Consider the following 23,037-nt stretch of genomic DNA (forward strand, 5'->3'; position numbering starts at 1 on the left):
CCAAAGGGCGTGCGATTATGGCGAAGCTGCACGCCCGGAGGCCCCTCTTTCCGGGACGATCCTGGGCCAAAGGGCGCCCGATTATGTGGGCGCCGACGTCGTGGTGGTCGGTGCCGGAGTGGTCGGCTGCCTGGTGGCCACCGAGGCGCTGGCCCGCGCGCCCCACCGGCGGGTGACGGTGATCGACAGGGGACTGGTTGGCGGCGGAGTGTCCCGGTTCTCCGCCGGCCTGCACTTCCCGCGCGGTGCCACCCCACGGGTGCGGGCGCTGGCCGCCTACAGCCATCGCTGGTACGAGGACCTGCGCCGGCGAGACCCACAGGTGCCGATCCACCCGGTGGGCCTGACCGTGGTCAGCACCGACGAAGCCGCCGTCCGGGAGCACTACCTCCCCGAAGCGCGGCTGCGCCCGGCCGGCCAGGGCTGGGACGGCGACGGCGCCCACTACGCCGACGTCGGCGCGCTCACCCAACTCCTGGCCGCTCGGCTCCGCGGCCGCGCAGCGTTCCGGGAGGGCACCGCGGTCACCGCCGTGGGGTCCGCACCGGACGGCGTCGTCCTCACGCTGAGCACCGGTGCCCGGCTCACCGCCGGCCGCGTCGTGCTGGCGCCGGGTCCCTGGCTGGCCTGGCCGGAGCTGCTTGCCCCGCTCGGCGTCCGGATCAAGAAAGTGGTCGCCCTGCACATCGAACGACCCGCCACCCCGCACGACCGCACGACCGTCTTCCACGACGAGGACGCGTTCCTGCTACCGCTGGCCCACCGCGGCCACTGGCTGTTCAGCTACACCTCACCCGACTGGGACGTCACCCCGGACGCGCTGACCGGGGGGCTGTCCGCCGACGACCTCGACCGCGGCCGGGCGATCCTGGAGCGCTACGCCCCGAAGCTCAGCCCGTACTGTGTCTCCGGCCGCGTGTTCTGCGACGCCTACAGCCCCGACCGTACGCCGATCGTGCGCCCGGTCACCGCCGACGGCCGGGTGCTGTTCGCCGGCGCGGCGGGCGGTTCCGGCTACCGGCTGGCCCCCGCGATCGCCGCGGCAGCCGCCGACCTGCTCGACGAGAAGGACACCGCATGATCATCGATCGCTTTGGCGCCGCCGCACTCTCCGAAGCATTCGGGATCGACATGGTCTCGGTCGACGGGCTGGGCACCGGCGCCGCCTGGGGCCGGGTCGCACCGGGCGTCGCCTCGGCGCACCACCGGCACGACGAAACCGAGCTGATCGTCATCGTTGCCGGCCGCGGCGAGTTCGTCGTGGGCTCCGGACGCCACCCGGTCGCGCCGGGCACCGTCGTCCTGTTCGAGCCGTTCGAGGCCCACGTCGTGGAGAACACCGGGGATCAGGATCTGGTCTTCCTCACCCAGTACTGGCGCGACGGCGCCCGCGCGGTGTCCTCGGCCACCCCGGTGACCAGTGAGCACGGCGACCGCCCGGTGTTCGTCTTCTCGACGCCGCCCACCCCCAACGGCGACCTTCACCTCGGCCACCTCTCCGGCCCGTACCTGGGTGCCGACGCCTACGTCCGGTTCCAACGGATGAACGGCGCCAACATCTGGCACCTGACCGGCAGCGACGACTTCCAGTCCTACGTGGTCGACTGCGCTCGTCGGGAAGGCAGGTCGAATGCCGAAACAGCCGCGCACTACAGCGCCGAGATCGCGGAAACCCTGCGACTGATGGACATCCCGCTCGACCAGTACACCGTCACGAACGCCGACCCCAGCTACGTCCCCGCGCTGAAGGACTTCTTCACCAGGCTGGTCGACTCCGGCGCGATCGCCCCGAGCGACGGCCCCGCGCTGTTCGACCCGAAAACCGGCCAATACCTCTACGAGGTCGATGTCCGCGGCGGCTGCCCCGGCTGCGGTGAGGTCACCGGCGGCAACATCTGCGAGGAGTGCGGCGAGCCGAACACCGTGGTCGACCTGGCTGATCCGGTCGCCAGACCCTCCGGCGAGGCACCCACTGCCGGCACGGCCCGCCGCTACGTGCTGCCGCTGCATGAGCACGCCGACACGGTGCTCGACCATCACCGCCGGGGCCGCGTCCCGGCCCGGCTACGGGAGCTCGCCGCACGACTGTTCCGCCGGGAGCGGGTCGACATCCCGGTCAGCCACCCCAGCGACTGGGGCATCACCCCGCACGAGGCGAACGGCGCCGGCCAGGTGATCTGGGCATGGCCGGAGATGGCCTTCGGCTTCCTGCACGGCATCCAGAAGCTCGGCGAGCGCCTCGGCCGGGACTGGGTGGCTGCCGAGCCGACCGACGACTGGAAGATCGTCCACTTTTTCGGCTACGACAACAGCTTTTACCACGCGATTCTCTACCCGGTGCTCTACCAGCTCGCCCTGCCCGGCTGGACGCCGGACATCGACTACCACGTCAACGAGTTCTTCCTCTACGACGGCCTGAAGTTCTCCACCGGCCGCCGGCACGCCATCTGGGGCAAGCAGATCCTCGACGCCGGCAGCGTGGACGCCGTGCGCTACTTCCTCGCCCGCAGCCGCCCCGAGGCGGAGCGAACGAACTTCGAGTCCGGCGCCTACGAGCACACGCTCGCGACCACCCTGATCGGTACCTGGCAGGCCTGGCTGAACGACCTCGGCCAGCACGTGGCCGACCACTACGGCGGGGTGGCTCCCGACGCCGGCAACTGGACCCCTGAGCACGCCGGGTTCCTCAGCCAGCTCGCTGCCCGGCTCGGGGCGCTCACCGCCAGCCTGCGGCCCGGCGGGTTCTCGCTCAACCAGGCCGCCGCCGAACTGGACGCCCTGGTGGCCGACGCGCTCCGGTTCAGCCGCCGGGAACGCGTGCTGGCGCGGGCCGGCGGCATGCCGGACGAGGTGCGCACGGCCACCGCACTGGAGCTGGCCGCCGCCGCACTGCTCGCGCACGGCGCCGCGCCGGTCATGCCGCGCTTCGCCGTCCGGCTGGCCGAAGCCCTCGGCCAGCCGGCGCCCGACCAGTGGCCCAGCACGGTCGAGCTGATCCCGCCGGGCAGCAAGGTCACCCTCGCCCACACCACGTTCTTCCGCCCGACCAGCAGGAGCCTGCCATGATCAACAAACTCCTGGCGTCCACCCCGGACCGCGGGACGCTGTACATCACCAGGCTGGCCGGCACCCGCGAGGTCCCGCTCGCCGAGGTCTGGCGACTGTCCGGCCTGGTCGCGGCCAGGCTGCGCGCCCGCGGCCTCGGTGCGGGCGACCGGATCGGCATCCTCGCCGCCAACAGCCTCGAGTGGGTGGTGCTCGACCTGGCCGCCCTGCGGCTCAAGGTCGAGACCGCCGGCCTGGAACCGGGCAAGTTCGCGCCCACCCGCGAACTCATGGACCGCTACGGCCTCTCCCTCCTGTTCACCGACCGGCCGTCCGGCGAGCCCGGTGTCGAGCAGCTCGCGGCGCTGCTCGACGATCTGCCCGGCGACCTGCCCGACGACCTGCCCGACATGCCCCGGCCGCCGGTCAGGTACGCCCCCGACGAGGTCACCACGATCAAGTTCACCTCGGGAAGCACCGGCACGCCCAAGGGCCTGGGCGCCACCGTCGGCAGCATCGACAGCTCGCTGGACGCCGTCCAGGGCATGTTCGGCCACGGCCCCGGCGACAATCTGCTGGTGTTCCTGCCGCTGTCGTTGCTTCAGCAGCGCTACTGGGTGTATTCGGCGCTGCTGCACGGCCACGACGTCACGGTCTGCACCTACGAGGCGGCGTTTGTCGCACTCACCCAGGTACGGCCGACCGTCGTCATGGGCGTGCCCGGCTTCTTCGAAGGTGCCCGCAGCCAGATCGAGCGCCGCGCCCAGCGCACCGGCCGGGACCTCGCCGACGTGGCCCGCGACCTGTTCGGCGACCGCATCCGCTACCTCTGGACGGGCTCGGCGCCCGCCGATCCCGCCACCCTCGCGTTCTTCAACCGGCTCGGTCTGCCGATCTACGAGGGCTACGGCCTCAACGAGACGTGCATCGTGGCCAAGAACCACCCGGGCGCGCACCGGGAGGGCAGCGTAGGCCGGGTGCTGCCGGGCAAGCAGGTGCTCATCGACGATGACGGGGTGATCAGCGTCCGTGCCGAGTACCCGGTGAACGGGCGGTACGCCTACTGCGAGCCCGGCGACTCCGAGCGGGTCTTCGGCCCCGACGGCACCGTGCGCACCGGTGACCTCGGATACCTCGACGCCGACGGCTTCCTGTTCGTTCTCGGTCGTGCCGACGACACGATCGTGTTGGACAACGGTAAGAAGATCATCGTCAGGCAGATCGAGGAGCACCTGAAGGCCAGCCCGGCCATCGCGGAGTGCGTGCTCTACTGCCCGGCCCAGACCGAGCTGGTGGCGGTCGTCTCGCCGGCGTCGGTGCCGGCGGACACCGCCGCCATCTCCGCACAGCTCGCGGCCACCAACCGGGCGCTCGGCGGTGACCAGTACATCCACCGGGCCGTGGTGGCCGACGAGCCGTTCAGCATCGACAACGGTCTGCTCACATCTCAGTACAAACCCAAGCGGAAGCAGATCCGAGCGGTGTACCTGCGCCAGCTCGGCGACCCGAGGAAGGGACTCCATGCTGCCTGACTCCGTGCTGCCTGACATCGAGACCGCCGTCCGGGAGAACCTGGCCGCGGTGCTGACCATCGACATCGCCCCCGAGGACCTGGAGCCCGCTGCCGCCCTCACCGGTACCTACGGGCTGACCTCGCTGAACAAGGTCCTGTTCCTGACCTCGCTGTGCAGGGACACGGGCATCGACATGGCCCATTTCACCGAGGACGATCTGGCCGGGATGCATACCCTGCGTGACTGTGTGGAAATCCTGTCCCGGCACGCTCCAGCGGGGGCCTGACCGGTGGCCTGGCGCACGGACGGCCCGGCCGTCCTGGACAACGACCACGTCCGCCTCGCACCCGTCACCGAGGCCGACCGGGAAGCGCTGCGGGCGATCGCCTTCGACCCGGGCATCTGGCGGTACTTCGTCTCCCGAGTGGCATCCGACGCCGACTTCGAGGCATTCTTCGACGGCGCTCTCGCCGACCATCGGGCCGGCCGGCGATGTGTCTTCGTCGTCACCGACAAGCGCACCGGCCGGGTCGCGGGCGGCATGAGCTATGGCAACCTGTCCGAGCCGGACTCTCGGCTGGAGATCGGCTGGTCGTGGCTCGGCCGTGACTTCCGCGGCACGGGGATCAACCGGTGGGCCAAGTTCCTGCTGCTGGAGCACGCCTTCGAGCGCCTGGGCGCGCTGCGGGTGGAGTTCAAGACCGATGTGTTGAACACCCAGGCCCGGCGCGGCCTGCGCAACATCGGCGCCGTTGAGGAGGGGGTGCTGCGCAGCTACAACCCCATGCCGGACGGGCGCCGCCGCGACGCGATCTACTACAGCGTGCTGGCCGAGGAATGGCCGATCGTGAAGAAGACGCTCGCCGAGCACCCGAAGGTGCGCCCGTGACCGTCCTGGTCAGAGCGGACGGGGAACCGTCGGAGCTGGGCAAGGCCCACGGGGCGGCGTTGGCGGGGCGGCTGCGGTCGTTCGTGGACGACCACGTCTGCCGGCTCGGCCGGCTGCTGCCCGACCCGGTGACGCTGGACGGGCTCCGTCCGACGATCGCCCGGTACCGTACGGAGATCGAGCACGCCACACCGCGGCTCGCGGCCGAGGTCGCCGGGCTCGCGTCCGGCGCGGGCCTGGACGAGGACGAGGCCTGGCTGCTCCAGCTTCGACGCGAGATCCTCGGCTACACCAAGATCCCCACCTCGGGTGACTGCACCACCTACGCGCGGGTCGTCGGCCCGCTGCTCGCCCAGACCGTCGACCTCAACGGCGACCTCGAAGACCAGATCGCCGTCCTCGACCTGGCCTCGCCGATCGGCCGCTCGCTCGTGCTGAGCTTCGGTGGCCTGCTCGGGTACCTCGGCCTCAACAGCCGCGGCCTCGCGGTCGGGCTCAACCTCGTCCTGGGTGGCGACTGGCGGGCAGGTCTGCCCCCGTACCTGGCGATCCGGCACCTGCTCGACACAGCGGCGAGCGTCGAGGAAGCACTCGACGTCCTCCGCGGCCTGCGGCTGGCCAGCTCCCGGTCGCTGACTCTCTGCGATGCCACCCAGGCGGTCTGGGTGGAGATCCTCGGTGACGAGCTACGGACCGTGCAAGCGCCGCAGACCGTCCACACCAACCACTTCCTCCATCCCGACTTCGTTCCCCACGACGAGATCAACGTGTTCGCCCGCAACTCCTCCGTCCGCCGGCTCGAGGCTGCCACGGCGGCGCTCGCCACTCTTGGGAAGGAGCCCGAGGAGCACCTCGCGTTGCTGTCCGCCCCACCCATCCGGGTGCCCGGCAATGGCGACATTCGGCGGGAGCGCACGGTCGCGGCAGCAGTCCTGTTACCGGAGCTCGGGGAGCTGCGGCTTCGGCCCGGCGACCCGGCCTTGTCCACTACCCGGGCATTCCGGTTGAAGTAACAATCGTGGCGACGGTCCACCACGACGATCCACCACGACGGACCACTCTTCCGCCGCTGTACGTACCTGCTGGAACAAGCGGTTCTTTAGCCAACCCTTCCATGATTTGGCGTCGCGGGATGTGGAGAGGGTCGCTGCCCGGGGCACGATTCCGTTCATAGGGATCGGACCGGCGTGGATCACCGTACCCGCAGAGTCGACGGGTGCCGTCTGGGTGCAGTCTGGGTGACGCCTGCCGGCCATTCGGCCGCATAGCGCGGGATAGGCGGCGGCCGGTCCAAGGACCGGTGACCGCGTCGGCATCGCAGATCCGCCGGTTCGGACATGCCGATGCGCCGGGGGCGTCCCTGCCGCAAGCTGAGCCCACACCACCTTGCCGCCGGTCCGTGGGCGGTAGCAGGACCATCGCAGACTGAGCGCGTCGACCAGCAGCAGCCCGCGGCCGTTCTCGTCGTCCGCGTTCGGCTCTGCGAGAACGGGCGGGACGTCGCTGCTGTCCCACACTTCCGCAATTCCGCGCTCTTAGATCAGTGCCGGGCGGAGGGAGTCCGCGCCGCCTGAGAACACGACGCGGATCGGTCGCACTGGCGGGTTCTTCCAGGCATCCGACGGCTGACTCGCGGCCCCTCACGCTCGCCGGAATTCTCGATCATTCTAGTGTCCTGCATGCTACTAGACCGGACGCCGAGAACCGGAGCGCGGCGACGCAAACCGGAGCGCGACCTGTCGCCGTTGGACGAAGCGGTGGCCACCATCGCGGCCATGGCGCCGGATGCCGGCTACGAGCTAGAGCGGACCAAGACGGGCTACCTCGTCCTGGTCGACGGGGTGGTGTGCGGGATGCCGCGTCCCGACTACAAGGGTGTCAGCACGAGCCGGCCGGCCGAGCGGGTGGCTGCCGCTGGCGCGAAGACCGACCTCGGTCTTCATCATCGTCGCGTTCGGGGTCGCCGCCGTCGTGTGGGGATGGGGCGTGGCCCAGTATCCGGTGCTGCTGCCCGGTACCGGGGTGACCCTGACCAACGCGGGCGGGCCGCACGCCACCCTCGTCGCGCTGATCGTCGTGTTCTTCATCGCCACTGTGCTCCTCGCCGGTCCCTCCTTCGCCCTGCTGTTCACCCTGCAGGGCCGGCGCCTGCTCGGCGAAGGCGAAGATGGGACGGCGTCAGCCGCCGTCCCAGCCGACTACCCGGAGTAGCCCGGTCCCTCCGCCGGGCGCAGCGCCTGACTGTCGTCATGAGCGCCACCCTGCCAGAGGTGTCGAGGGACCGGGATCTGCTCAGCGTTTGTTTCAGTGACCTCAGTGTTCGTCCCAGTGACCGTCGTGGGCGGCGTGCCGGTGGCCGTCGTGGACGTAGTCGACGTGGTCGTGGTGCGGAACGGCGACGTGCCCACATCCCGCCGCGTGGTGGTGCGCATGCTCGGCGTGCTCGCTGTGGCCGGCGGGTTCGCAGTCGTCGGCGTGGTCCTCGTGCACGCGGTGCAGATGCCCGTCGTGGACGTAGTCGACGTGGTCGGCGTGCGGGACCGCCACGTGCCCGCAGCCCTCGGCGTGGGCGTGCTCCTCGGCGGTGTGGTGGGGCAGGTGGGTGGTCGTGGTCATGGGGTTTCCTCCTGTACGTGGGTGAGGGCGTCGCGCACGATGTGCGCGACGTGGTCGTCGGTCAGCCGGTAGGCAATCTCGCGTCCTCGGCGCGCCGATGCCACCAGGCCCGCTCCCCGCAGGACCCGAAGGTGCTGGGAGACCAGCGGCTGACTGACCCCGACTGCGGCGACGATCTCGTGGACGCAGCGCGGACCGTCCGCCAACTCGGCGATCATGGCGAGCCGCACCGGGGAGGCTAGCGCGCGCAGCAGCCCGCTGGCCGCCTCCAGGGCGTCCGGTGAGATCGCGTCAGCCACGTGCATACATTAGCATTTATTCATGGGTCGTGCCTGTGTGTATCTCAACAATCGCTATCGGTACTGGCAACGGTTGTCGCATCGGGAATCAGTGCGGCGAGAGCACGTTTGTTGATCTTCCCGACCGGGGTCAGCGGGAACGCGTCGACGACCTGGAGCTGGTCGGGCAGCTTGTACGCGGCGAGTCCCCGGTCGCGCAGGAAGGCCGTGAGCTCGCTCAGCCGCGGCGGTTGACCGGATGCGATGATGCAGGCGCAGGAGCGTTCCCCCAGCGCGGCGTCGGCGACGGGCACGATGGCGACGCCCGCGACACCAGGGTGGGCGCGCAGGTGGTCTTCGACCTCCTCCGCGGAGACCTTGTCTCCGGCCCGGTTGATCACGTCCTTGAGCCGGCCCTCCACAACCAGGTGGCCGCCGGGCAGGCGGCGTACGAGATCGCCGGAACGGTAGTAGCCGTCGGGCGTGAAGGCTCGGGCGTTGTGTTCGGGCGCCCGGTAGTAGCCGCGGATCGTGTAGGGCCCGCGCACGAGCAGTTCACCGACCGCGCCATCGGCGACGTGATTGCCCTCCTCGTTGACGATGCGCAGTTCGTCGGCCGGCGACAGCGGTCGTCCCTCGGTGCCATCGGCGAGATCCGGGGGGTCGTCGACGCCGGTGTAGGTAAGCAGACCCTCGGCCATCCCGAAGACCTGTTGCAGCGGAGCGCCGAGCCTCGACCGGACGCGCCGGGCACCTTCGGCACCGAGCTTCGCGCCGCCGACCTGGAGCAGCCGTAGGCTTGACAGGTCTTCGTCCTTCATCCATTCGCGGGCGTCCGCCCAGAGCAGGGCGAGCGCGGGAACCAGTGCCGTTGCGGTCACCCGTTCCCGTTCGATCAGCGGGAAGGTTTCATCGGGGCTCGGGGTCGCGGCGAACACGACGGCCCCGCCGGCGTAGAGAGTGCCGAGGATGCCGGGGCAGGCCAACGGGAAATTGTGGGCTACCGGCAGGGCCGCGAGGTAGACCGTGGCCGGGCCGAAGCGGCACCGTTCGGCGCTGGCCCGCAGATTGTAGGCGTAGTCGTCGTGGGTGCGGGGGATGAGCTTCGGGGTGCCGGTCGTCCCGCCGGAGAGCAGGAACAGCGCGACCTCGTCCGCGCGGGCCTCGGGCAGTGCACAAGGCTCGTCCGAGAGATCGGACAGCGCAGTGAACTCCTCGGCCTCACCCAGCACAAGCACCTCCCGCAAGGCGGGCGCACGGCGCAGCATCCTGCGGGCCAGCGGCCGGTAGTCGTAGCCGGCAACCCGGTCGGGGATCACATACGCGGCTGCCTCGGTCAGCTCGCACAGGTAGCCGATCTCGCTGTCCCGGTGCGCGGGCAGCGCGAACACCGGCAGCGCGCCGAGGCGGAACAGCGCGAAGCACAGCACGGCGAAGTCCGCGACGTTGGGTAGCTGCACGACCACCCGTTCCCCGCGGTGGAGGCCGAGGCGCAGCAGCCCGGCCGCCAGCCGGTCCGCCCTGGTGTCGAGATCCAGGTAGCTGTACCTGTCCCGGCCCGATACCAGCGCGGTGCGCAGCGGGTGGGCGGTCGCCGAGGCGCGCAGCAGAGCACCAAGTGACTCGCCTCGCCAGTAACCGGCTCGCCGGTACGCCTCGCTGACGTCATCCGGCCACGGTGTGCAGTCCGGCAGCATTGCCCGACCTTCCCTTTCTCGGGTGTCTTCTCCGTGTGTCGGCGTACCCCCGAGGAACTTCCAGCCCTAACCACTTAGTCAGACAACTACAACTTCTGGTCTACTGCGGAGAGCCACCAAGCTCCGCCGCGTCCTCATCACCACCAAATATCAGACCACACCCCGAACAGCCGACATCCATACCCTTCGCCTGGCCTGGGAAACCGACGCCGCATAACCACGAAAGTCGAGATCGACTGCTACTCCCGGAAAGTCATCGGAGGGTCGATGGCAGACCACATGCGCACCGAACTGATCATTGACGCGTTCACCATGGCCGGGACCCGACTGGAATCCGGAGCGGTTTTCCACTCGGACCACGGCTCTCAACACCTTTCCGGCGCCTACCAGCGCACCCTCCGCTACCATAAAGTCCGTTTACTCTGGTGGGCGGGATCTGACGGCGATGGCGCCGCCGGCCAACCCGCCGGTCTGACCTCAAATCTCCGACTCGTCAGCCCGTCAGTAGTTCTTCTTCACGTAGTCGTAGGTCTTGTCGAAGAGCACGCCAGTGACCGGCAGGCTGAAGTCCTTGAGTGTGGAGCGGATGGCCTTGCGCACCTCCCGGTCGCCGCGGTCGGAGCTGGTCCAGCCGGTGTAGGAGACCTCAAGGACGATCCGATCGATCCGGTCGACGATGTCGGGCACGATCTTGTGCAGACCGGCAGGGGTGTTCTGCTCGACGATCTGTGTGAGTGCTCCGATCTTCGGGTCGTAGAGACGCTCGCCGTCGGCGAGCGTGCCTTCCTCGGCCGCGCGATCGGCAGCGACGACGTCGCGGGCGACCTGGAGCGCGTCCTCCAGGAACTGCAGCGACTCCTCGACCGAGGAGATGGCGCGCAGCCGCAGCTTCTCGATCCGCTCGGCCAAGCTCTTGTAGCCTGCGGAGTCGGTGTCCTGGCCGAGACGGCGCTTGAGCCGGGCCTCGATGGAGTCGAGGATCTCCTCCACGATCTGCCCGGGAGCTTTCGGGTCGGGCACGGACAGCGGTACCTGGAGCGACTGGGCGATCTTCTTGATCAGCGCGATCCCGGCCGCGTCCAGGGTGACGTTCCGAGAAGCCAGCGGCTTCACCGAGATGTCACCCATGTGGGCGTGGATCAGCGCCTCGGTCTTCGCGCCGAGCTTGGCCCACAGCAGTCCCTTGTCGAGTCCCTTGGGCTGGATCGACATGTACAGCTTCGCCAGCCACAGATACGTGCCCTGGAACGGCGCCAGCATCGGGTTGGGATCGAGGAACTCCCAGATCCGCTGCACCGCGGTGAACGTCTCCACGAACGTGGTCCGCGCCTCGCTGTCGGCCGGGATCCGCTCATGCGCCTCGGCCAACGCGGTGAACGACGCATCACGCGTGTCGATCCCGTCGAAGAGCGAGGTGAGCACGGTCATGTCGGTCATGAACCGCCCGACCAGGCTGGCCATGTCGTGCACGGTCGGCTTCTCGGGCTCAGTCCCGTCCTTCGCCTTGGGGCCAAGCAGCGCGTCGCCGATGGCCTTGGCCAGCCCGATGTAGTCGACGACCCGGCCGTATTCCTTGCGTTGCCCGGTCAGCGGGTTCTTCCACGGCCGGTTGGGCCGGGTGATGGTCTGGAACAGGTTGGCCGCCTTGAGCGGCTTGTCGAGGTAGAGCACGCCCTCGATCGGCGCGTTGAACCCGGTCATCCACTTCGCGGTGACGACCACGAACGAGAGCGGGTCGTCGACCTTCTTGAAGCGCCGCTTGAGCCCTTCCTCGGCCTCGTCGGAGAGCAGGTACTTCCTGTACCCCGACGGGGTGCTCTTGGAGTTTTCCACATGCATCACCACGCCGACCTCACGCGCGACACTGGACCCGTCCGGCATCGTCATCGCCGCGGCGCGGCGTTTCAGTTCGGCCTGGATCGCGGCCGCGTACGCCACCACCAGCTCCTGGTTGTACGCCACGACCTGAGCCTTCTGCCCGAGCGGAGCCACGTAGGTGAGGTAGTGGTCGACGATGTCGCCGCAGACCGAGGCGACCCGCTCGGGATTCTTCAGGATGGTGGCGATATGGCTGGCCTTGCCGGAGAGGAACTCCTTGGCCTCGTCGTCGAGCCCTTCGTCGTCGGCGAGCTCCTCGAACGCCTCATCGAGCTGCTCCTTGCTCAGCTCGAACTTCACCGACCGGCCTTCGACGATGACGGGCTTGGTGAACCCGTCGGCGATCGAGTGCTCCATCGTGTACCGCGACAGCACCAGATCGGGATCCTCGGGGTTACCAAAGAGCTTGAACGTGTCCCGCTCACCGGCTTTGACCGCGGTGCCGGTCATCCCGAAGAACGTCGCGTTCGGCACCGCCTCCCGCCACGCGTCACCGAGCTTGCCCTCCTGGGAACGGTGCGCCTCGTCGACAAGCACGATGATGTTGGACCGGTCGGTGAGGAGACCGGCCTCGGCGAACTTGTGCGGCGTGGTCACCACCACCCGCGGCCCGGCCTTCTTCAGCACTGTCCACAACGACTGCTTGGTCTTCGGCACCTCAAGCGCCGGCATCCCGGCGGTACGGAACATCTCCGCGGTCTGCCGCACCAGGTCCTTACGGTCCGCGATCACAATCACCGTCGGCACCCCGACCCGCTCATCGCGCAGCAGCCGCGAGGCGGTGAACGCCATCAGCTCGGTCTTGCCCGACCCCTGGTGATGCCACACCAGCCCGCCGCCACCCTGGGCGTTCCTGGAACCGGCGAGCACCTTGTCATGGATCGCGACCGCGGCCTCGACCTGCGGATAGCGAGGCAGCAACTTCACATCCTGCTCCGAGGCATCCCGGGCATGCCGGTACATCGCGAAGTCCCGCAGGATCGCCAGCACCATCCCCGGCGTCAGCAGCGTCCGGGCATCCCGTTCGACACGCGCCGGCCCGGACAGGTTCGGGTCACCAGCGGTCTCACCCCACGGCGCCCAGAACTCGCTCTCCGGATCCGGCTCGGCCCGCACCGGCGCCATCCGTAACTCAAGTCCCTCGGTCGCCACGTTGAACACGTTCGGCGCGAAGAACTGCGGATACTCCACCTCGTAGACGTCATGGATGTCCTTCGCCGCGTTGAACCACGACACCGTCTGCTTCACCGGCGTCTTCGTCTCCACCACCACGAGCGGGAACCCGTTGACGTAGTAGACGACGTCGAACCGCCGCGCCTCGCGCCCGCCCTTGATCGTCACCTCATCGGCCACGACGAGCCGGTTGGCCTCCAGGTCGTCGAAGTCGATGAACCTCCGCGGCACGTGCTTCCCAGCCACCGTCACGAACGGCTGCTGCCCCCGCAGGATCACCGTCAACGCCTCGTTCGTCGCGACCAGGCCATTCGTCGCGTCCAGGAGTACCCGGTTGACCTCGGCGATTACCATGCCAGTCGACTCCTCGTCGTCGACCAGATCCGGATTGTGCTGGAGCAGCGCCTCGCGTACCCACCACTCGACTATGACCTCATGCTCATCACGCGGCAGATCGGCGCCGGGTATGTGTTCCCACCCGGCGTCCTGCGCCCACTCCAGTAGAGCCGCTTGGATCGTCGAAGCCTCGCTCCAGCCCATGGTCTACGCGACCTCCTCCAAGAACCGGTCATACGCCGCCGGGATCTTGAGCTCTTGATTGAGGAGTGCGGTGACAAGCGCCGAGCGATAGGTGGTGAGAGCGCGCAACTCATCGCGCGACGCCGTCAGAGCGGCTTGCTGATGGCGGAGCGTGGTCACCGCGTTTCGCCGCGTCTCCGGGTCCTCAGCCCATGGAATCTGAGCGTTGTTGAGCCACCTCGCGGCAAGGTTCCCGAGGCCGGTGGTACCGGATGCGGCGTCGCTCATTGCGGCCTGCATACGCGAGTCTCGGAGGGCCCAGTAGACGTACTCGCGGTCGGCAGGGTCGAACACCGTCATAAGAAATTGGAAGGCGCTCACCACATGCCCATGTGCTTCCTGCGGAGGGAGGTACACGTTGCCGATCCGGCCGCGATTCCCGTTTGTGCGGATGAGGATCAGGCTCGTCTCGTCGACCTTCCAGACGGAGTCGGGCAGTCCGCTGACGTGCCCCACGGTGCTCAGGTCGATCGAGCCGTCAGGTCTGGTGTTGGGGATGCCGATTGCCGGAACGGAGTCGGCGGTCGGAGAATCTGACACGTCGCTCGCCGCATAGGACGGCCCTGATCGCGTCTTGGCGATCTCACTCATCGTCTTGGAATGCGGGAGAGTTGCCAACACCTCGGTGATGGAGATGTCGAGAAGGGTACCAGCAGCAGAAGCCTCGGCAGTGAGGTTGATGGCCATCTGGTCGATCGACGCGACGATGTTGACGATCCGGCGCTGCGCCGCCAGCGGTGGCAGAGCGATGGAGTAGTCGTTGAACTGGGCATCCTTCCAACGGTTCCGGCTCGCCGTGGTGCCTGTGCTGACGCGCTCGATGTAGTCCCAGACTCCGGGCTGGCGGAAGTGCAGCATGAGGAACTCGGGAAGCAGTCGCTTGCGGTCGCACTCGAATAGGGGGAACTCGTTCGAGACGTACGAGCCGTCCAGGTCGTCGCCGACCAGCCCGAACGATCCCTTCCAAGCGAAGAGCCGGTTGTAGATAAACTGTCCTGCGGAGACTCGGTAGAACCTCGTCGCCTTCGACGTCTCGTGCGTGACAGTCTCGCGGAGGAACGGCCCTTCGGCGTACCACTTGACGCCGAGCAGCGGGTAGGACCTGTCGACCTCGACGGAGACCTGATCCTGGATCTGACGGGTCACGTCACCGAGACGAACCATCGGCGACTCATCCATCCGTCACCCCGAAGGCAGTCAGGTCGATCCCAGCGGCGGCAAGCCGCTCGAACATGGCTGCCTCGGCGGCGATCCGCTGCTCGCGGGCGTCGGCATACGCGACCAGCGCAGTGCCGAGGTCGACGGCCTCCTCGGCGGTCTTGGTGATGTAGCGGCCGATGTTGAGGTCGAATCCGTTGGCCTTGATCTCGTCGAAGTCGGCGACGTTGACGTACGCGCTGAGGTCGGGGCCGTCGAGGGCGAGGCCGGCGCGGTACGCCTCGGTGAGCACTTTGACGTCGTCGTGCGACATGGTGTTCTGGTTCTTGCCCTTGGCGAACCGTTCGGAGCCGTCGATGAAGACGACCTTGTCCTTGCGGTCGGCGGGCTTCTGGTGGCGGAAGACCAGGATACAGGCCGGGATCGTCGTGGAGTAGAAGAGGTTCGGCGGGAGGCCGACGACGGCTTCGAGGAGGTCGCGCTCGATCAGGGACTGACGGATCTTGGCCTCGGCGCTGCTGCGGAAGAGGACGCCGTGAGGCATGACGACACCGACGCGGCCGGTGCCGGGCCTCATCGAGGCGACCATGTGCTGGACGAAGGCGAAGTCGCCGTTCTTCGCCGGCGGTACGCCGCCGACGGCACGAGGATCGGAGGCCCACTGGTCGGCGCCCCAGCCATCCTTGGAGAACGGGGGATTGGCGATGACCACGTCGAACTGGGTCAGCGCGCCCGAGGGCTCCTTGAAGAGCGGCTTGCGCAGGGTGTCGCCGCGCTTGATCTCGAAGTCCTCGATCTCGTGGAGGAAGAGGTTCATCTTCGCGATCGCCGAGGTGGTCAGGTTGACCTCCTGGCCGTATAGACGCAGGGTGCGGTGGTCCTGGCCGAACTCGCGCACCTGGTTGATGGTGGCCACCAGCATGCCGCCGGAGCCGCAGGCCGGATCGTAGATCGACTCGCCGGGCTCGGGTCGCAGGATGGCGACCAAGAGGTTGACCACCTCACGCGGGGTGAAGAACTCTCCGGCCTTCTGGCCGGAGACGTCGGCAAACTTCTTGAGCAGGTACTCATAGCCGGCGCCGAGCAGGTCGTGGCTCACCGTGGACGGGTCGAGCGGGATGTCGTCGAACGCCTTCACCAGCCCGCGGAGCGCCGAGGGCGGCAGCCGCTCCTCATTGCCCCAAGACGCGTCGCCGAAGATCCGGGCAAGGGCCCTAGGGTTGGCCTGCTCGATGCGCTGGAACGCCCTCGCGACAGCGTCGCCGAGGTTGACCTGGGTCTTGGTGACCACCGACCAGCGGGTGTTCTTCGGGAGCTCGAAGCGGTGGAAGTCGGCTTCGATCTCGTCGGTCAGCTCCCCGCCATACTCCTTGACCGCCAGCCTGTGTTCGTAGTCCCACGCGTCACTGATCCACTTCCAGAACAGCATCGGGAACACGTAGGTCTTGTAGTCGGCCGCGTCGACGGGGCCGCGGAGTGCGTTGGCCGCAGCCCACAACCGCGACTCAAGGTCGGTCTGTGTGATCACAGGCGGATGGGATCCTTCGTCGTGATGGCAGTGGTCCAATCATGCCGTGCTCGGCGGGTGCGTCGGACGGCCACCCGCCCCCGCGTGGGTCGGGCCGTCGCACCACACAGGGGCACCGACGGTACAGCACGGAAGTACAGCAACCGGCCCGGCTACGGCTGATCGAGACCAGCCGTTCGGCTCCGTGCCACATGACAGTCCTCTGCCCGGCGACCGATCATTTGTGGACGATGACCTGCGGCTACCTACCTGCGTCGCGCATGGCCGGGACCATCGTCGGCTCGTCCTGGGGCGTGACCCCCGTCCCGGCGACGCCACGATCCACGAGATCGATGTCCCAGAGGAATTCTGACGTCACTGTTGTTGACGCACGTCGTCGCTCGGCCGGCCGTCCCCTGGTCGGCCCTTGTGCCCCTCCTACCGGCCATGCGACGACGTGGCCGTTGCAGTCCGGTCAGGCCTCGCGTGGAACTGTCCGACCTCGGCGAAGGTTTCGTTGTTGACCAGTGGCGGATCGCCGCGTCCGGTGGCTGGTCACGCTGGTAGGGACGCCGGGGGAGTGTGTCGGCTCCCGACGCCCCCGAAGATGACCGAGCGTGATAAGAGTCCCGGGCGCGGCCTCGCGATCAGAACTGCCAGTTTTGATCATTCTGGTGCGGACATGGTGCGGACACCGGTCCCGCTTTTCGCCACTCGGCAGCTCTCGCGATCACTTGTCCGCGACGCGGAAACCCCTGCACTGCGGACGTTTCCGTCTACTCTTGCTCGTCGGCACTCGGCCGGCGGGGGAGGTCGATCCCCGCCACCACTGGCTGCTGCGGCGGTGGCTCGACGTGCTGGCCCGGGCCGGCTACCTGGAGGTAGATCCGGCCAGCGGCCGGTTCACCTGCCGGCGCCTCGTCGACGAGGACGTCAACGAGGACGTCGACAAGGACACGGTGAGCCTGCGCTGGCATGACGCGCAGACCGCGTGGACCGGACTGGCCTCCGCCGAGTTCGTCAGCTATCTGCGGCGCAACGCCGAGGCCCTGCCCGAGCTGCTGACCGGACGGCAGGACCCGGTCGCGCTGCTGTTCCCGGACGGACGGTTCGACACCGCGCACTCCCTCTACCGCGGCAACGCCATGGCCCGCTACCTCAACCGGGCGGTGAGCACGGTACTCCACCGCATCGCCGCCGAAGGCTCCACCGGCCGGCCATCGGACGAGGCCAACCGGCCGCTGCGCGTGCTGGAGGTGGGTGCGGGTACCGGGGGCACCACCGAAGGCGTCCTCGACGTGCTGGCCGGGTTCGACGTCGAGTACCTGTTCACCGATGTGTCGCCGTTCTTCCTGCCCGAGGCCCGCACCCGGTTCGGCGGGTACCCCGGGATCCGGTTCGGCGTGTTCGACGTGGACACCGACTACCGCGCCCAGGGCATCGCACCCAACGCCTTCGACGTGGTGCTCGCTGCCGGCGTGCTGGAGAACGCCCGGGACATCTCCGCGGCGCTGACCGGCCTGACCGAGGTGGTGGCCGCGGGAGGCTGGCTGGTCATCACCGAGCCGACCCGTGAGCACCCCTGGATCCTGGCATCGCAGGCGTTCATGATGACCCCGCCCGAAGACCAGGTCCGCACCGCGGGACCGTCTTATCTGGACCGGGACCAGTGGATCGGCCTGCTGGAGCGGGCCGGCGCCGAGCGGGTGCTGTGCCTGCCCGAGGACGACCACGGCCTGGCCCCGCAGCAGGTGCACCTGTTCGCGGCCCGGATGAAGACCGACCGGGTGCCAGTGACCCAGGACGAGCTGCGCCGGTTCCTCGCCACCCGGCTGCCCGAACACATGCTCCCATCGCAGCTCCAGGTCGTCGACGCGCTCCCGCTCACCGACAACGGCAAGATCGACAGGCGCCGGGTGCAGGGGTGGCGGCCGACGTCGAGGGCCGCCTCGCCTCCGGCCGTGGTCGACGAGCCCGCCGACGCATTCGAGGCCACGCTCGCCGGCCTGTGGGCGGGAGCGCTCGCCATCGAGCGGATCGGTCGCCGCGAGAGCTTCTTCGACCGGGGCGCCGACTCGCTGATCATGGCGCGGATGGCCGGCCGCCTGCGCGAGGAAGTGCCCGAAGCCGCTGCCGTCCCCTTCGACGCGATCCTGCGGCACATGCTCAACGAACCCACGATCGCCGCGCTCGCGCGCTTCCTGCGGGCGCGGGCGCGGCGGGCCGCCGTTGACGGCCAACCTGGCGTTGACGGCCAACCTGGCGTTGATGGCCAACCTGGCGTTGATGGCCAACCTGGCGTTGATGGCCAACCCGGCGGTCGGCGGACCTACGCCAGCAACGCGGTGCTCGTCCCGTTCGACCTGGCGAGCGACGGGCCGGCACGGGTGATGTTCCACGCCGGCCTGGGCACCATGGAGTGCTTCCGGCCGCTGGCGAAGGAACTGGTCGCCCAGGACCTCGGCCCGGTGATCGGGATCGTCATCGACGACACCGACGTGTACTGCGCACTCGACCCGGCGGAGGTCGTCGAACGGCTGGCCGACGACTACGCCGAGTGTCTCCTCGCGCGGGGATACCGCAGCCTTCAGCTGATCGGCTACTGCCTCGGCGGCCTCTACGCCATCGAGGTGGCCCGCCGCCTGGACGAACGCGGCATCGAGGTGGTCGACCTCGTCCTGACCAGCAGCCACCCGGTCCTGGTCGACGTCGACGAGGACCTGATGATCGAGACGCTCTTCGTTCCCAACCTGAACATCTCGCTGGAACAGATCGGCTTCGGTCCCGTCGACGCCGACGCCGCGATCCATGCCTTCATGAAGGTGATTGACGACAACGGCGGACGGGTTCCCGCGGGCTCGTTGGCGACGGTCGGCGGAGATCCGCAGCTGGACGGGATTGCGGACTTTTTCCGGCGGCTCGGCGGGCACAGCCAGGACGACCGGTTCACCCGCTACGCCCGGGCCGCCTCCGCGCTTGGCGGCCAGGAGATGGTGCCGGAGCTGGTGTCCGGGATGTTCCGGGTGTTCCGGCAGAGCTTCCTCGCGGCCCGCTTCCGACCCACTGTCTATGCGGGCGACATCCGTTTCCTGCGCCCCCGCGGGGCATCGGGATTCGCGCCCGGAATGGACGAGGAGACGCTGGCCTTCTGGCGGGAGATCTGCCTCGGCGAGTTCAACGTGACCGACGTCGAGGGCAACCACTTCAGCTGCATGAACCCGCCCCACGTCCGCCAGGTGGCCGAGCACATTGCCGCGCCGCTGCAGACCTGGCGCCACTCGGGTACCGGTGTCAGCCTTCCCCGCTCATCCTGAGGAGACCCGTCGTGGACTGTTATCGAGAGGCCTTCGTCGACGGGCCGGTAGACCCGCTCACCGTGATCGCGGATCTGACCGCCTCCGGCGTGCTCGCGAACTACGTGGTGTACGAGCGGGACCGGCGGTGGTATGTCGGTGGGAATCCGCTGTACGAGGTGCTCGTGGACCCGCTTAGGGTACGTAGCCGGTTCGCCGGCCGGGAGGTCGTCGAGCCCTGGGCGGGCACGCCATGGCAGGCGGTGCGGGCCGCGCTGGGACGTTCGCCCGTCGCTGGCTGGAACGCCTACGGCTGGGCCTGCTTCGAACTCGCCGCCCAGTGGCCTGGCGGCGCCCAGCGGCAGCCGTCCGAGCCGTTGGCGCACTTGATCGTGCCAGGTGTCGAAGTGCAGGTGGCGGACCACCGGGTGCTGATCCGTAGCGTCGACGAGGCCGTGCTCGAGGCCGTGCGGACCCTGGTCCGTGAACCCGTGGCGCGAATCCGGCGGCCCCCGGCCTCGATTGACATCCGCGTCGGGCGCCAGTCCTACCTGGACGGCGTCGCGCACGCGGTCGAGCGGATCCGGCAGGGAGATCTGCAGAAAGTCATCCTGTCCCGCGCGGTCCCCATCCCGTTCCAGGTCGACCTGTGTGCCACCTACCTGGGGGGCCGTTCCCGGAACACCCCCGCTCGGTCCTTCCTGCTCGACCTCGGTGGCTGGCAGGCCACGGGATTCAGCCCGGAGACCGTTGTCGAGGTCGACGCCCATCGCGCGGCCTCGACCCAGCCGCTGGCCGGCACCCGCGCCCGTACCGGCGACCCGGCCGCCGACCGTGCGCTACGCACAGCGCTGCTGGGCGACGCCAAGGAGGTGTTCGAGCACGCGATCTCGGTGAAGCTCGCCTTCGACGAACTGGACCGCGTGGGGCAGCCGGGATCGACCCGGGTCAGCGACTTCCTGACGGTGAAGGCGCGCGGCAGCGTGCAGCACCTGGCGTCCCGGGTGGACACGCTTCTGCCGCCGCAGCGGGGGGCCTGGGATGCGCTCGCCGCGGTGTTCCCGTCCGTGACCGCATCCGGCATCCCCAAACCGGCGGCCTACCGCCTGATCGCCGCTCTGGAGGAGGTGCCGCGCGGCCTGTACGCGGGGGCGGTGCTGATGGCCGGGTCGGACGGCGCGCTGGACGCGGCGCTGGTCCTGCGGGCCGTCTACCAACGCGACGGCCGGGCCTGGCTGCGCGCTGGCGCGGGCGTCGTCGCGGCCTCCCAGCCGCCGCGGGAGTACGAGGAGACCTGTGAAAAGCTGAGCAGTGTTGCGCCGCACGTCGTACCGGCCGGGCCTGATCAGACCGGCCACCGCCGGGCGGTGGGATTGCGGGCGGGGCCTCCCGTCCAGGAGGCCCGGGAAACCGTCCAGGAGGCCCGGGAGATTGCCGAGCCCTCTGCCAGGATCCGAGCATGACGCTTCGGAGAAGACCGACCGGAACCCTGGCCGGCACCGGCACCGGCACCGGCACCGGCACCGGCACCGGCACCGCTACCAGCACTGCTACTGGTACCAGTGCCGGCGCCTCCCCGGGAGCGCTACGGCAGGTCGTGGACCTGGTGAAGCTGTGCCCGCCAGCCCGCGGACGGCTGGTCCGCGCCGCCCTGTCCGGCATGCTCGGTGGTGTTGCTGGAGTGGCGGGGTACGTGTGCGTGGCGTTCGCGGTAGGAGAGGTTCTCTCCCGCCACCCGTCGGGTACCGAGGTCACCTGGTGGGCCGGCGGCGCGCTGGTGGCTCTGGTGATGTCGTTCGCGGGCAGGTGGCTGGCCGACTACGAAGCCCATCAGGCCAGCTACGAGCTTGAGGTCGCGTTGCGCCGGCGGCTGGCCGCGGCGCTGGCGCGCATGCCGCTGGGCGAGGTGCAGCGGCTGGGCTCCGGGCGGATCAAGAAGGTCATGCAGGACGACGTCGCGGCGCTGCACAACGTGGTCGCCGACGCCCTTCCGTTCATCGGTCCCGGCGTCACCGCGCCGATCGTCGCGTTGGTGGCGCTCGGTGTGGTGCAGTGGCGGTTGCTGCTGGCCGTGCTGGTCATCGTGCCGGTCGCGATGGTGTGCCTGTCGTTGCTGACCCGGGACTACGCCACGCAGCGGGAGCGGTACAGCCAGGCGAACGAGGACGTCAACGCCGCCGTGGTCGAGTTCGTCCAGGGAATGCCGGTGGTGCGCACGTTCGACGACGGCCGGGTGTCGTTCCGGCGGTTTTCGGCGGCGGTACGGGCCTTCACCGCAACGACCGCAGCCTGGATGGCCACCACCCGCGTTTCAGGTATCCTGAGCCGGCTTTTTATTGTGCCGCTCCCGACCTTGCTGATCGTGGCGGCCGCCGGGACTCCCATGCTGGCGGCGGGCTGGATCTCGGCCACCGAGCTGGTGGTCGCCCTGCTGATCGGCACGATGCCGGTGGAGGCGATCGCACCGTTGATGCACCTGGCGAATTACATCAATGACTCGAAGGCCGGTGCGCTCCGGATCGCCGACATCCTGGCGATATCGGCGCTGCCCGAGCCCGACGGCCCGCGGGAACCGGTCGGCTCCGCCGTCTCGCTCACCGCGGTCCGTTTCCGCTACTCGGCCGACCGGGACGAACCGGCGCTGGACGGCGTCGACATCGACATTCCAGCGGGCACGGTCTGCGCCCTGGTCGGACCGTCCGGGTCCGGGAAATCCACGGTGGCCCGCCTGATCCCCCGCTTCTACGACGTCGAGTCCGGCTCGGTCCGCGTCGGCGGCGTCGACGTCCGCCAGCTACGCAGCGAGGTACTTTTGAGACACGTCACGCTGGTGTCCCAGGAACCGTTCCTGATGGCCGGCACCGTGGCCGAGAACATCCGACTGGCCCGGCCTGAAGCCAGTGATGACGAGGTACGTGCCGCCGCCGAGGCCGCCGCCGCACACGAGTTCATCACCACTGAGTTGCCCGACGGCTACGACACTCAGGTCGGGGAGCGCGGCGGACAGCTCTCCGGCGGCCAACGACAGCGCATCACCATCGCCCGAGCGATCCTGTCCCGGGCGCCGATCGTCGTTCTCGACGAAGCCACCGCCTTCGCGGACCCGGAAAACGAGGCCGCGATCCAGGCCGCCATCATCCGGCTCACCCGCGGACGAACCGTGCTCGTCATCGCCCACCGGCTCGCCACCGTCGTCGACGTCGACCAGATCGTGGTGCTCGACCGGGGGCGGGTCGCCGAATGCGGGCGGCACGCCGACCTCGTCGCGGCAGGGGGCCGCTACGCCAGCCTCTGGGCCCACCACGAGCAGGCAATGAGCTGGGGCCTCACCGGTACTCCCAGCACTCCAGGTACTCCCAGCATTCCCGGCGCCCGAGAGTCCGAGCGGGCCCGATGAGGCGGATCCTGCG

General features: G+C 69.0%; 16 protein-coding genes and 1 pseudogene. 11 read left to right on the forward strand and 6 right to left on the reverse strand.

Translation table 11 applies throughout. The annotated features are described in order from the left end of the window. The first annotated feature begins 85 nt into the window (after window positions 1-85). The 7 genes from AC08OP_RS00505 (at window position 86) to AC08OP_RS00535 (ending at window position 7,659) form a co-directional block, all read left to right on the forward strand. Complete coding sequence (locus AC08OP_RS00505) at window positions 86-1,081, forward strand: NAD(P)/FAD-dependent oxidoreductase (RefSeq protein WP_476612388.1); 996 nt, start codon at window positions 86-88, stop codon at window positions 1,079-1,081. After that, window positions 1,078-3,066 (forward strand): class I tRNA ligase family protein, encoded by a 1,989-nt coding sequence (locus tag AC08OP_RS00510; RefSeq protein ID WP_476612389.1) that lies wholly within the window; start codon window positions 1,078-1,080, stop codon window positions 3,064-3,066. Before AC08OP_RS00505 ends, AC08OP_RS00510 begins: the two co-directional genes overlap by 4 nt. Beyond that, complete coding sequence (locus tag AC08OP_RS00515) at window positions 3,063-4,577, forward strand: AMP-binding protein (protein WP_476612390.1); 1,515 nt, start codon at window positions 3,063-3,065, stop codon at window positions 4,575-4,577. The genes AC08OP_RS00510 and AC08OP_RS00515 overlap by 4 nt, the downstream gene beginning before the upstream one ends. After that, window positions 4,567-4,845 carry an acyl carrier protein gene (locus AC08OP_RS00520; protein WP_476609196.1) on the forward strand — a complete coding sequence of 93 codons (279 nt, stop codon included), beginning with the start codon at window positions 4,567-4,569 and terminating at the stop codon, window positions 4,843-4,845. Before AC08OP_RS00515 ends, AC08OP_RS00520 begins: the two co-directional genes overlap by 11 nt. A gap of 3 nt (window positions 4,846-4,848) precedes the next feature. Continuing rightward, complete coding sequence (locus AC08OP_RS00525; protein ID WP_476612391.1) at window positions 4,849-5,448, forward strand: GNAT family N-acetyltransferase; 600 nt, start codon at window positions 4,849-4,851, stop codon at window positions 5,446-5,448. After that, on the forward strand, window positions 5,445-6,461 hold the full coding sequence (locus tag AC08OP_RS00530) for a C45 family autoproteolytic acyltransferase/hydolase (RefSeq protein ID WP_476612392.1): 1,017 nt from the start codon (window positions 5,445-5,447) through the stop codon (window positions 6,459-6,461). The genes AC08OP_RS00525 and AC08OP_RS00530 overlap by 4 nt, the downstream gene beginning before the upstream one ends. Before the next feature lie 862 nt (window positions 6,462-7,323). Next, window positions 7,324-7,659 carry a hypothetical protein gene (locus tag AC08OP_RS00535; RefSeq protein WP_476612393.1) on the forward strand — a complete coding sequence of 112 codons (336 nt, stop codon included), beginning with the start codon at window positions 7,324-7,326 and terminating at the stop codon, window positions 7,657-7,659. Window positions 7,660-7,761: 102 nt separating this feature from the next. On the opposite strand, the gene AC08OP_RS00540 is transcribed toward AC08OP_RS00535, so the two are convergent. Genes AC08OP_RS00540 through AC08OP_RS00550 form a run of 3 tightly spaced genes read right to left on the reverse strand, consistent with a single transcriptional unit; the run spans window position 7,762 to window position 10,039 of the window. Continuing rightward, window positions 7,762-8,064, reverse strand: coding sequence for a hypothetical protein (locus tag AC08OP_RS00540; protein ID WP_476612394.1), 303 nt, complete (start codon window positions 8,062-8,064; stop codon window positions 7,762-7,764). After that, window positions 8,061-8,369 carry an ArsR/SmtB family transcription factor gene (locus AC08OP_RS00545; RefSeq protein WP_476612395.1) on the reverse strand — a complete coding sequence of 103 codons (309 nt, stop codon included), beginning with the start codon at window positions 8,367-8,369 and terminating at the stop codon, window positions 8,061-8,063. Before AC08OP_RS00545 ends, AC08OP_RS00540 begins: the two co-directional genes overlap by 4 nt. A 38-nt stretch (window positions 8,370-8,407) precedes the next feature. After that, window positions 8,408-10,039 carry a (2,3-dihydroxybenzoyl)adenylate synthase gene (locus tag AC08OP_RS00550; protein ID WP_476612396.1) on the reverse strand — a complete coding sequence of 544 codons (1,632 nt, stop codon included), beginning with the start codon at window positions 10,037-10,039 and terminating at the stop codon, window positions 8,408-8,410. A gap of 147 nt (window positions 10,040-10,186) precedes the next feature. On the opposite strand from AC08OP_RS00550, the pseudogene AC08OP_RS00555 reads away from it, so the two are divergent. After that, a pseudogene (locus tag AC08OP_RS00555) lies at window positions 10,187-10,456 on the forward strand (DDE-type integrase/transposase/recombinase); the annotation flags it as partial. A gap of 84 nt (window positions 10,457-10,540) precedes the next feature. On the opposite strand, the gene AC08OP_RS00560 reads toward AC08OP_RS00555, so the two are convergent. From AC08OP_RS00560 to AC08OP_RS00570, 3 genes are read right to left on the reverse strand one after another with little or no spacing between them, the layout of a single operon-like run. Beyond that, complete coding sequence (locus AC08OP_RS00560) at window positions 10,541-13,630, reverse strand: type I restriction endonuclease subunit R (RefSeq protein WP_476612397.1); 3,090 nt, start codon at window positions 13,628-13,630, stop codon at window positions 10,541-10,543. A 3-nt stretch (window positions 13,631-13,633) separates the two neighbouring features. Continuing rightward, window positions 13,634-14,833, reverse strand: a complete 1,200-nt coding sequence (locus tag AC08OP_RS00565; RefSeq protein ID WP_476612398.1) for a restriction endonuclease subunit S — start codon at window positions 14,831-14,833, stop codon at window positions 13,634-13,636. Window positions 14,834-14,840: 7 nt separating this feature from the next. Further along, window positions 14,841-16,355: a type I restriction-modification system subunit M gene (locus tag AC08OP_RS00570; RefSeq protein WP_476612399.1), complete on the reverse strand. Its 1,515-nt coding sequence runs from the start codon at window positions 16,353-16,355 to the stop codon at window positions 14,841-14,843. Between the two features lie 761 nt (window positions 16,356-17,116). Here AC08OP_RS00570 and AC08OP_RS00575 point away from each other — a divergent pair. The 3 genes from AC08OP_RS00575 to AC08OP_RS00585 are packed head-to-tail and all read left to right on the forward strand — an operon-like array spanning window position 17,117 to window position 23,024. Then, window positions 17,117-19,648: a thioesterase domain-containing protein gene (locus AC08OP_RS00575; protein ID WP_476612400.1), complete on the forward strand. Its 2,532-nt coding sequence runs from the start codon at window positions 17,117-17,119 to the stop codon at window positions 19,646-19,648. Window positions 19,649-19,659: 11 nt separating this feature from the next. Next, the gene (locus tag AC08OP_RS00580) at window positions 19,660-21,090 is read left to right on the forward strand and encodes a salicylate synthase (protein ID WP_476612401.1); all 1,431 of its coding nucleotides are present in this window, start codon (window positions 19,660-19,662) and stop codon (window positions 21,088-21,090) included. After that, the gene (locus AC08OP_RS00585) at window positions 21,087-23,024 is read left to right on the forward strand and encodes an ABC transporter ATP-binding protein (protein WP_476612402.1); all 1,938 of its coding nucleotides are present in this window, start codon (window positions 21,087-21,089) and stop codon (window positions 23,022-23,024) included. Before AC08OP_RS00580 ends, AC08OP_RS00585 begins: the two co-directional genes overlap by 4 nt. The last annotated feature ends 13 nt before the right edge of the window (window positions 23,025-23,037 follow it).

The organism is Frankia sp. CeRuru1, from assembly GCF_977966315.1.

Excerpts from the sequence above, each read along its gene's own strand:
- AC08OP_RS00585 (WP_476612402.1), top strand. The coding sequence starts at position 21,087 with ATGACGCTTCGGAGAAGACCGACCGGAACCCTGGCCGGCACCGGCACC.
- AC08OP_RS00520 (WP_476609196.1), top strand. The coding sequence starts at position 4,567 with ATGCTGCCTGACTCCGTGCTGCCTGACATCGAGACCGCCGTCCGGGAG.
- AC08OP_RS00550 (WP_476612396.1), bottom strand. The coding sequence starts at position 10,039 with ATGCTGCCGGACTGCACACCGTGGCCGGATGACGTCAGCGAGGCGTAC.
- AC08OP_RS00565 (WP_476612398.1), bottom strand. The coding sequence starts at position 14,833 with ATGGTTCGTCTCGGTGACGTGACCCGTCAGATCCAGGATCAGGTCTCC.
- AC08OP_RS00510 (WP_476612389.1), top strand. The coding sequence starts at position 1,078 with ATGATCATCGATCGCTTTGGCGCCGCCGCACTCTCCGAAGCATTCGGG.
- AC08OP_RS00540 (WP_476612394.1), bottom strand. The coding sequence starts at position 8,064 with ATGACCACGACCACCCACCTGCCCCACCACACCGCCGAGGAGCACGCC.
- AC08OP_RS00560 (WP_476612397.1), bottom strand. The coding sequence starts at position 13,630 with ATGGGCTGGAGCGAGGCTTCGACGATCCAAGCGGCTCTACTGGAGTGG.
- AC08OP_RS00515 (WP_476612390.1), top strand. The coding sequence starts at position 3,063 with ATGATCAACAAACTCCTGGCGTCCACCCCGGACCGCGGGACGCTGTAC.
- AC08OP_RS00545 (WP_476612395.1), bottom strand. The coding sequence starts at position 8,369 with ATGCACGTGGCTGACGCGATCTCACCGGACGCCCTGGAGGCGGCCAGC.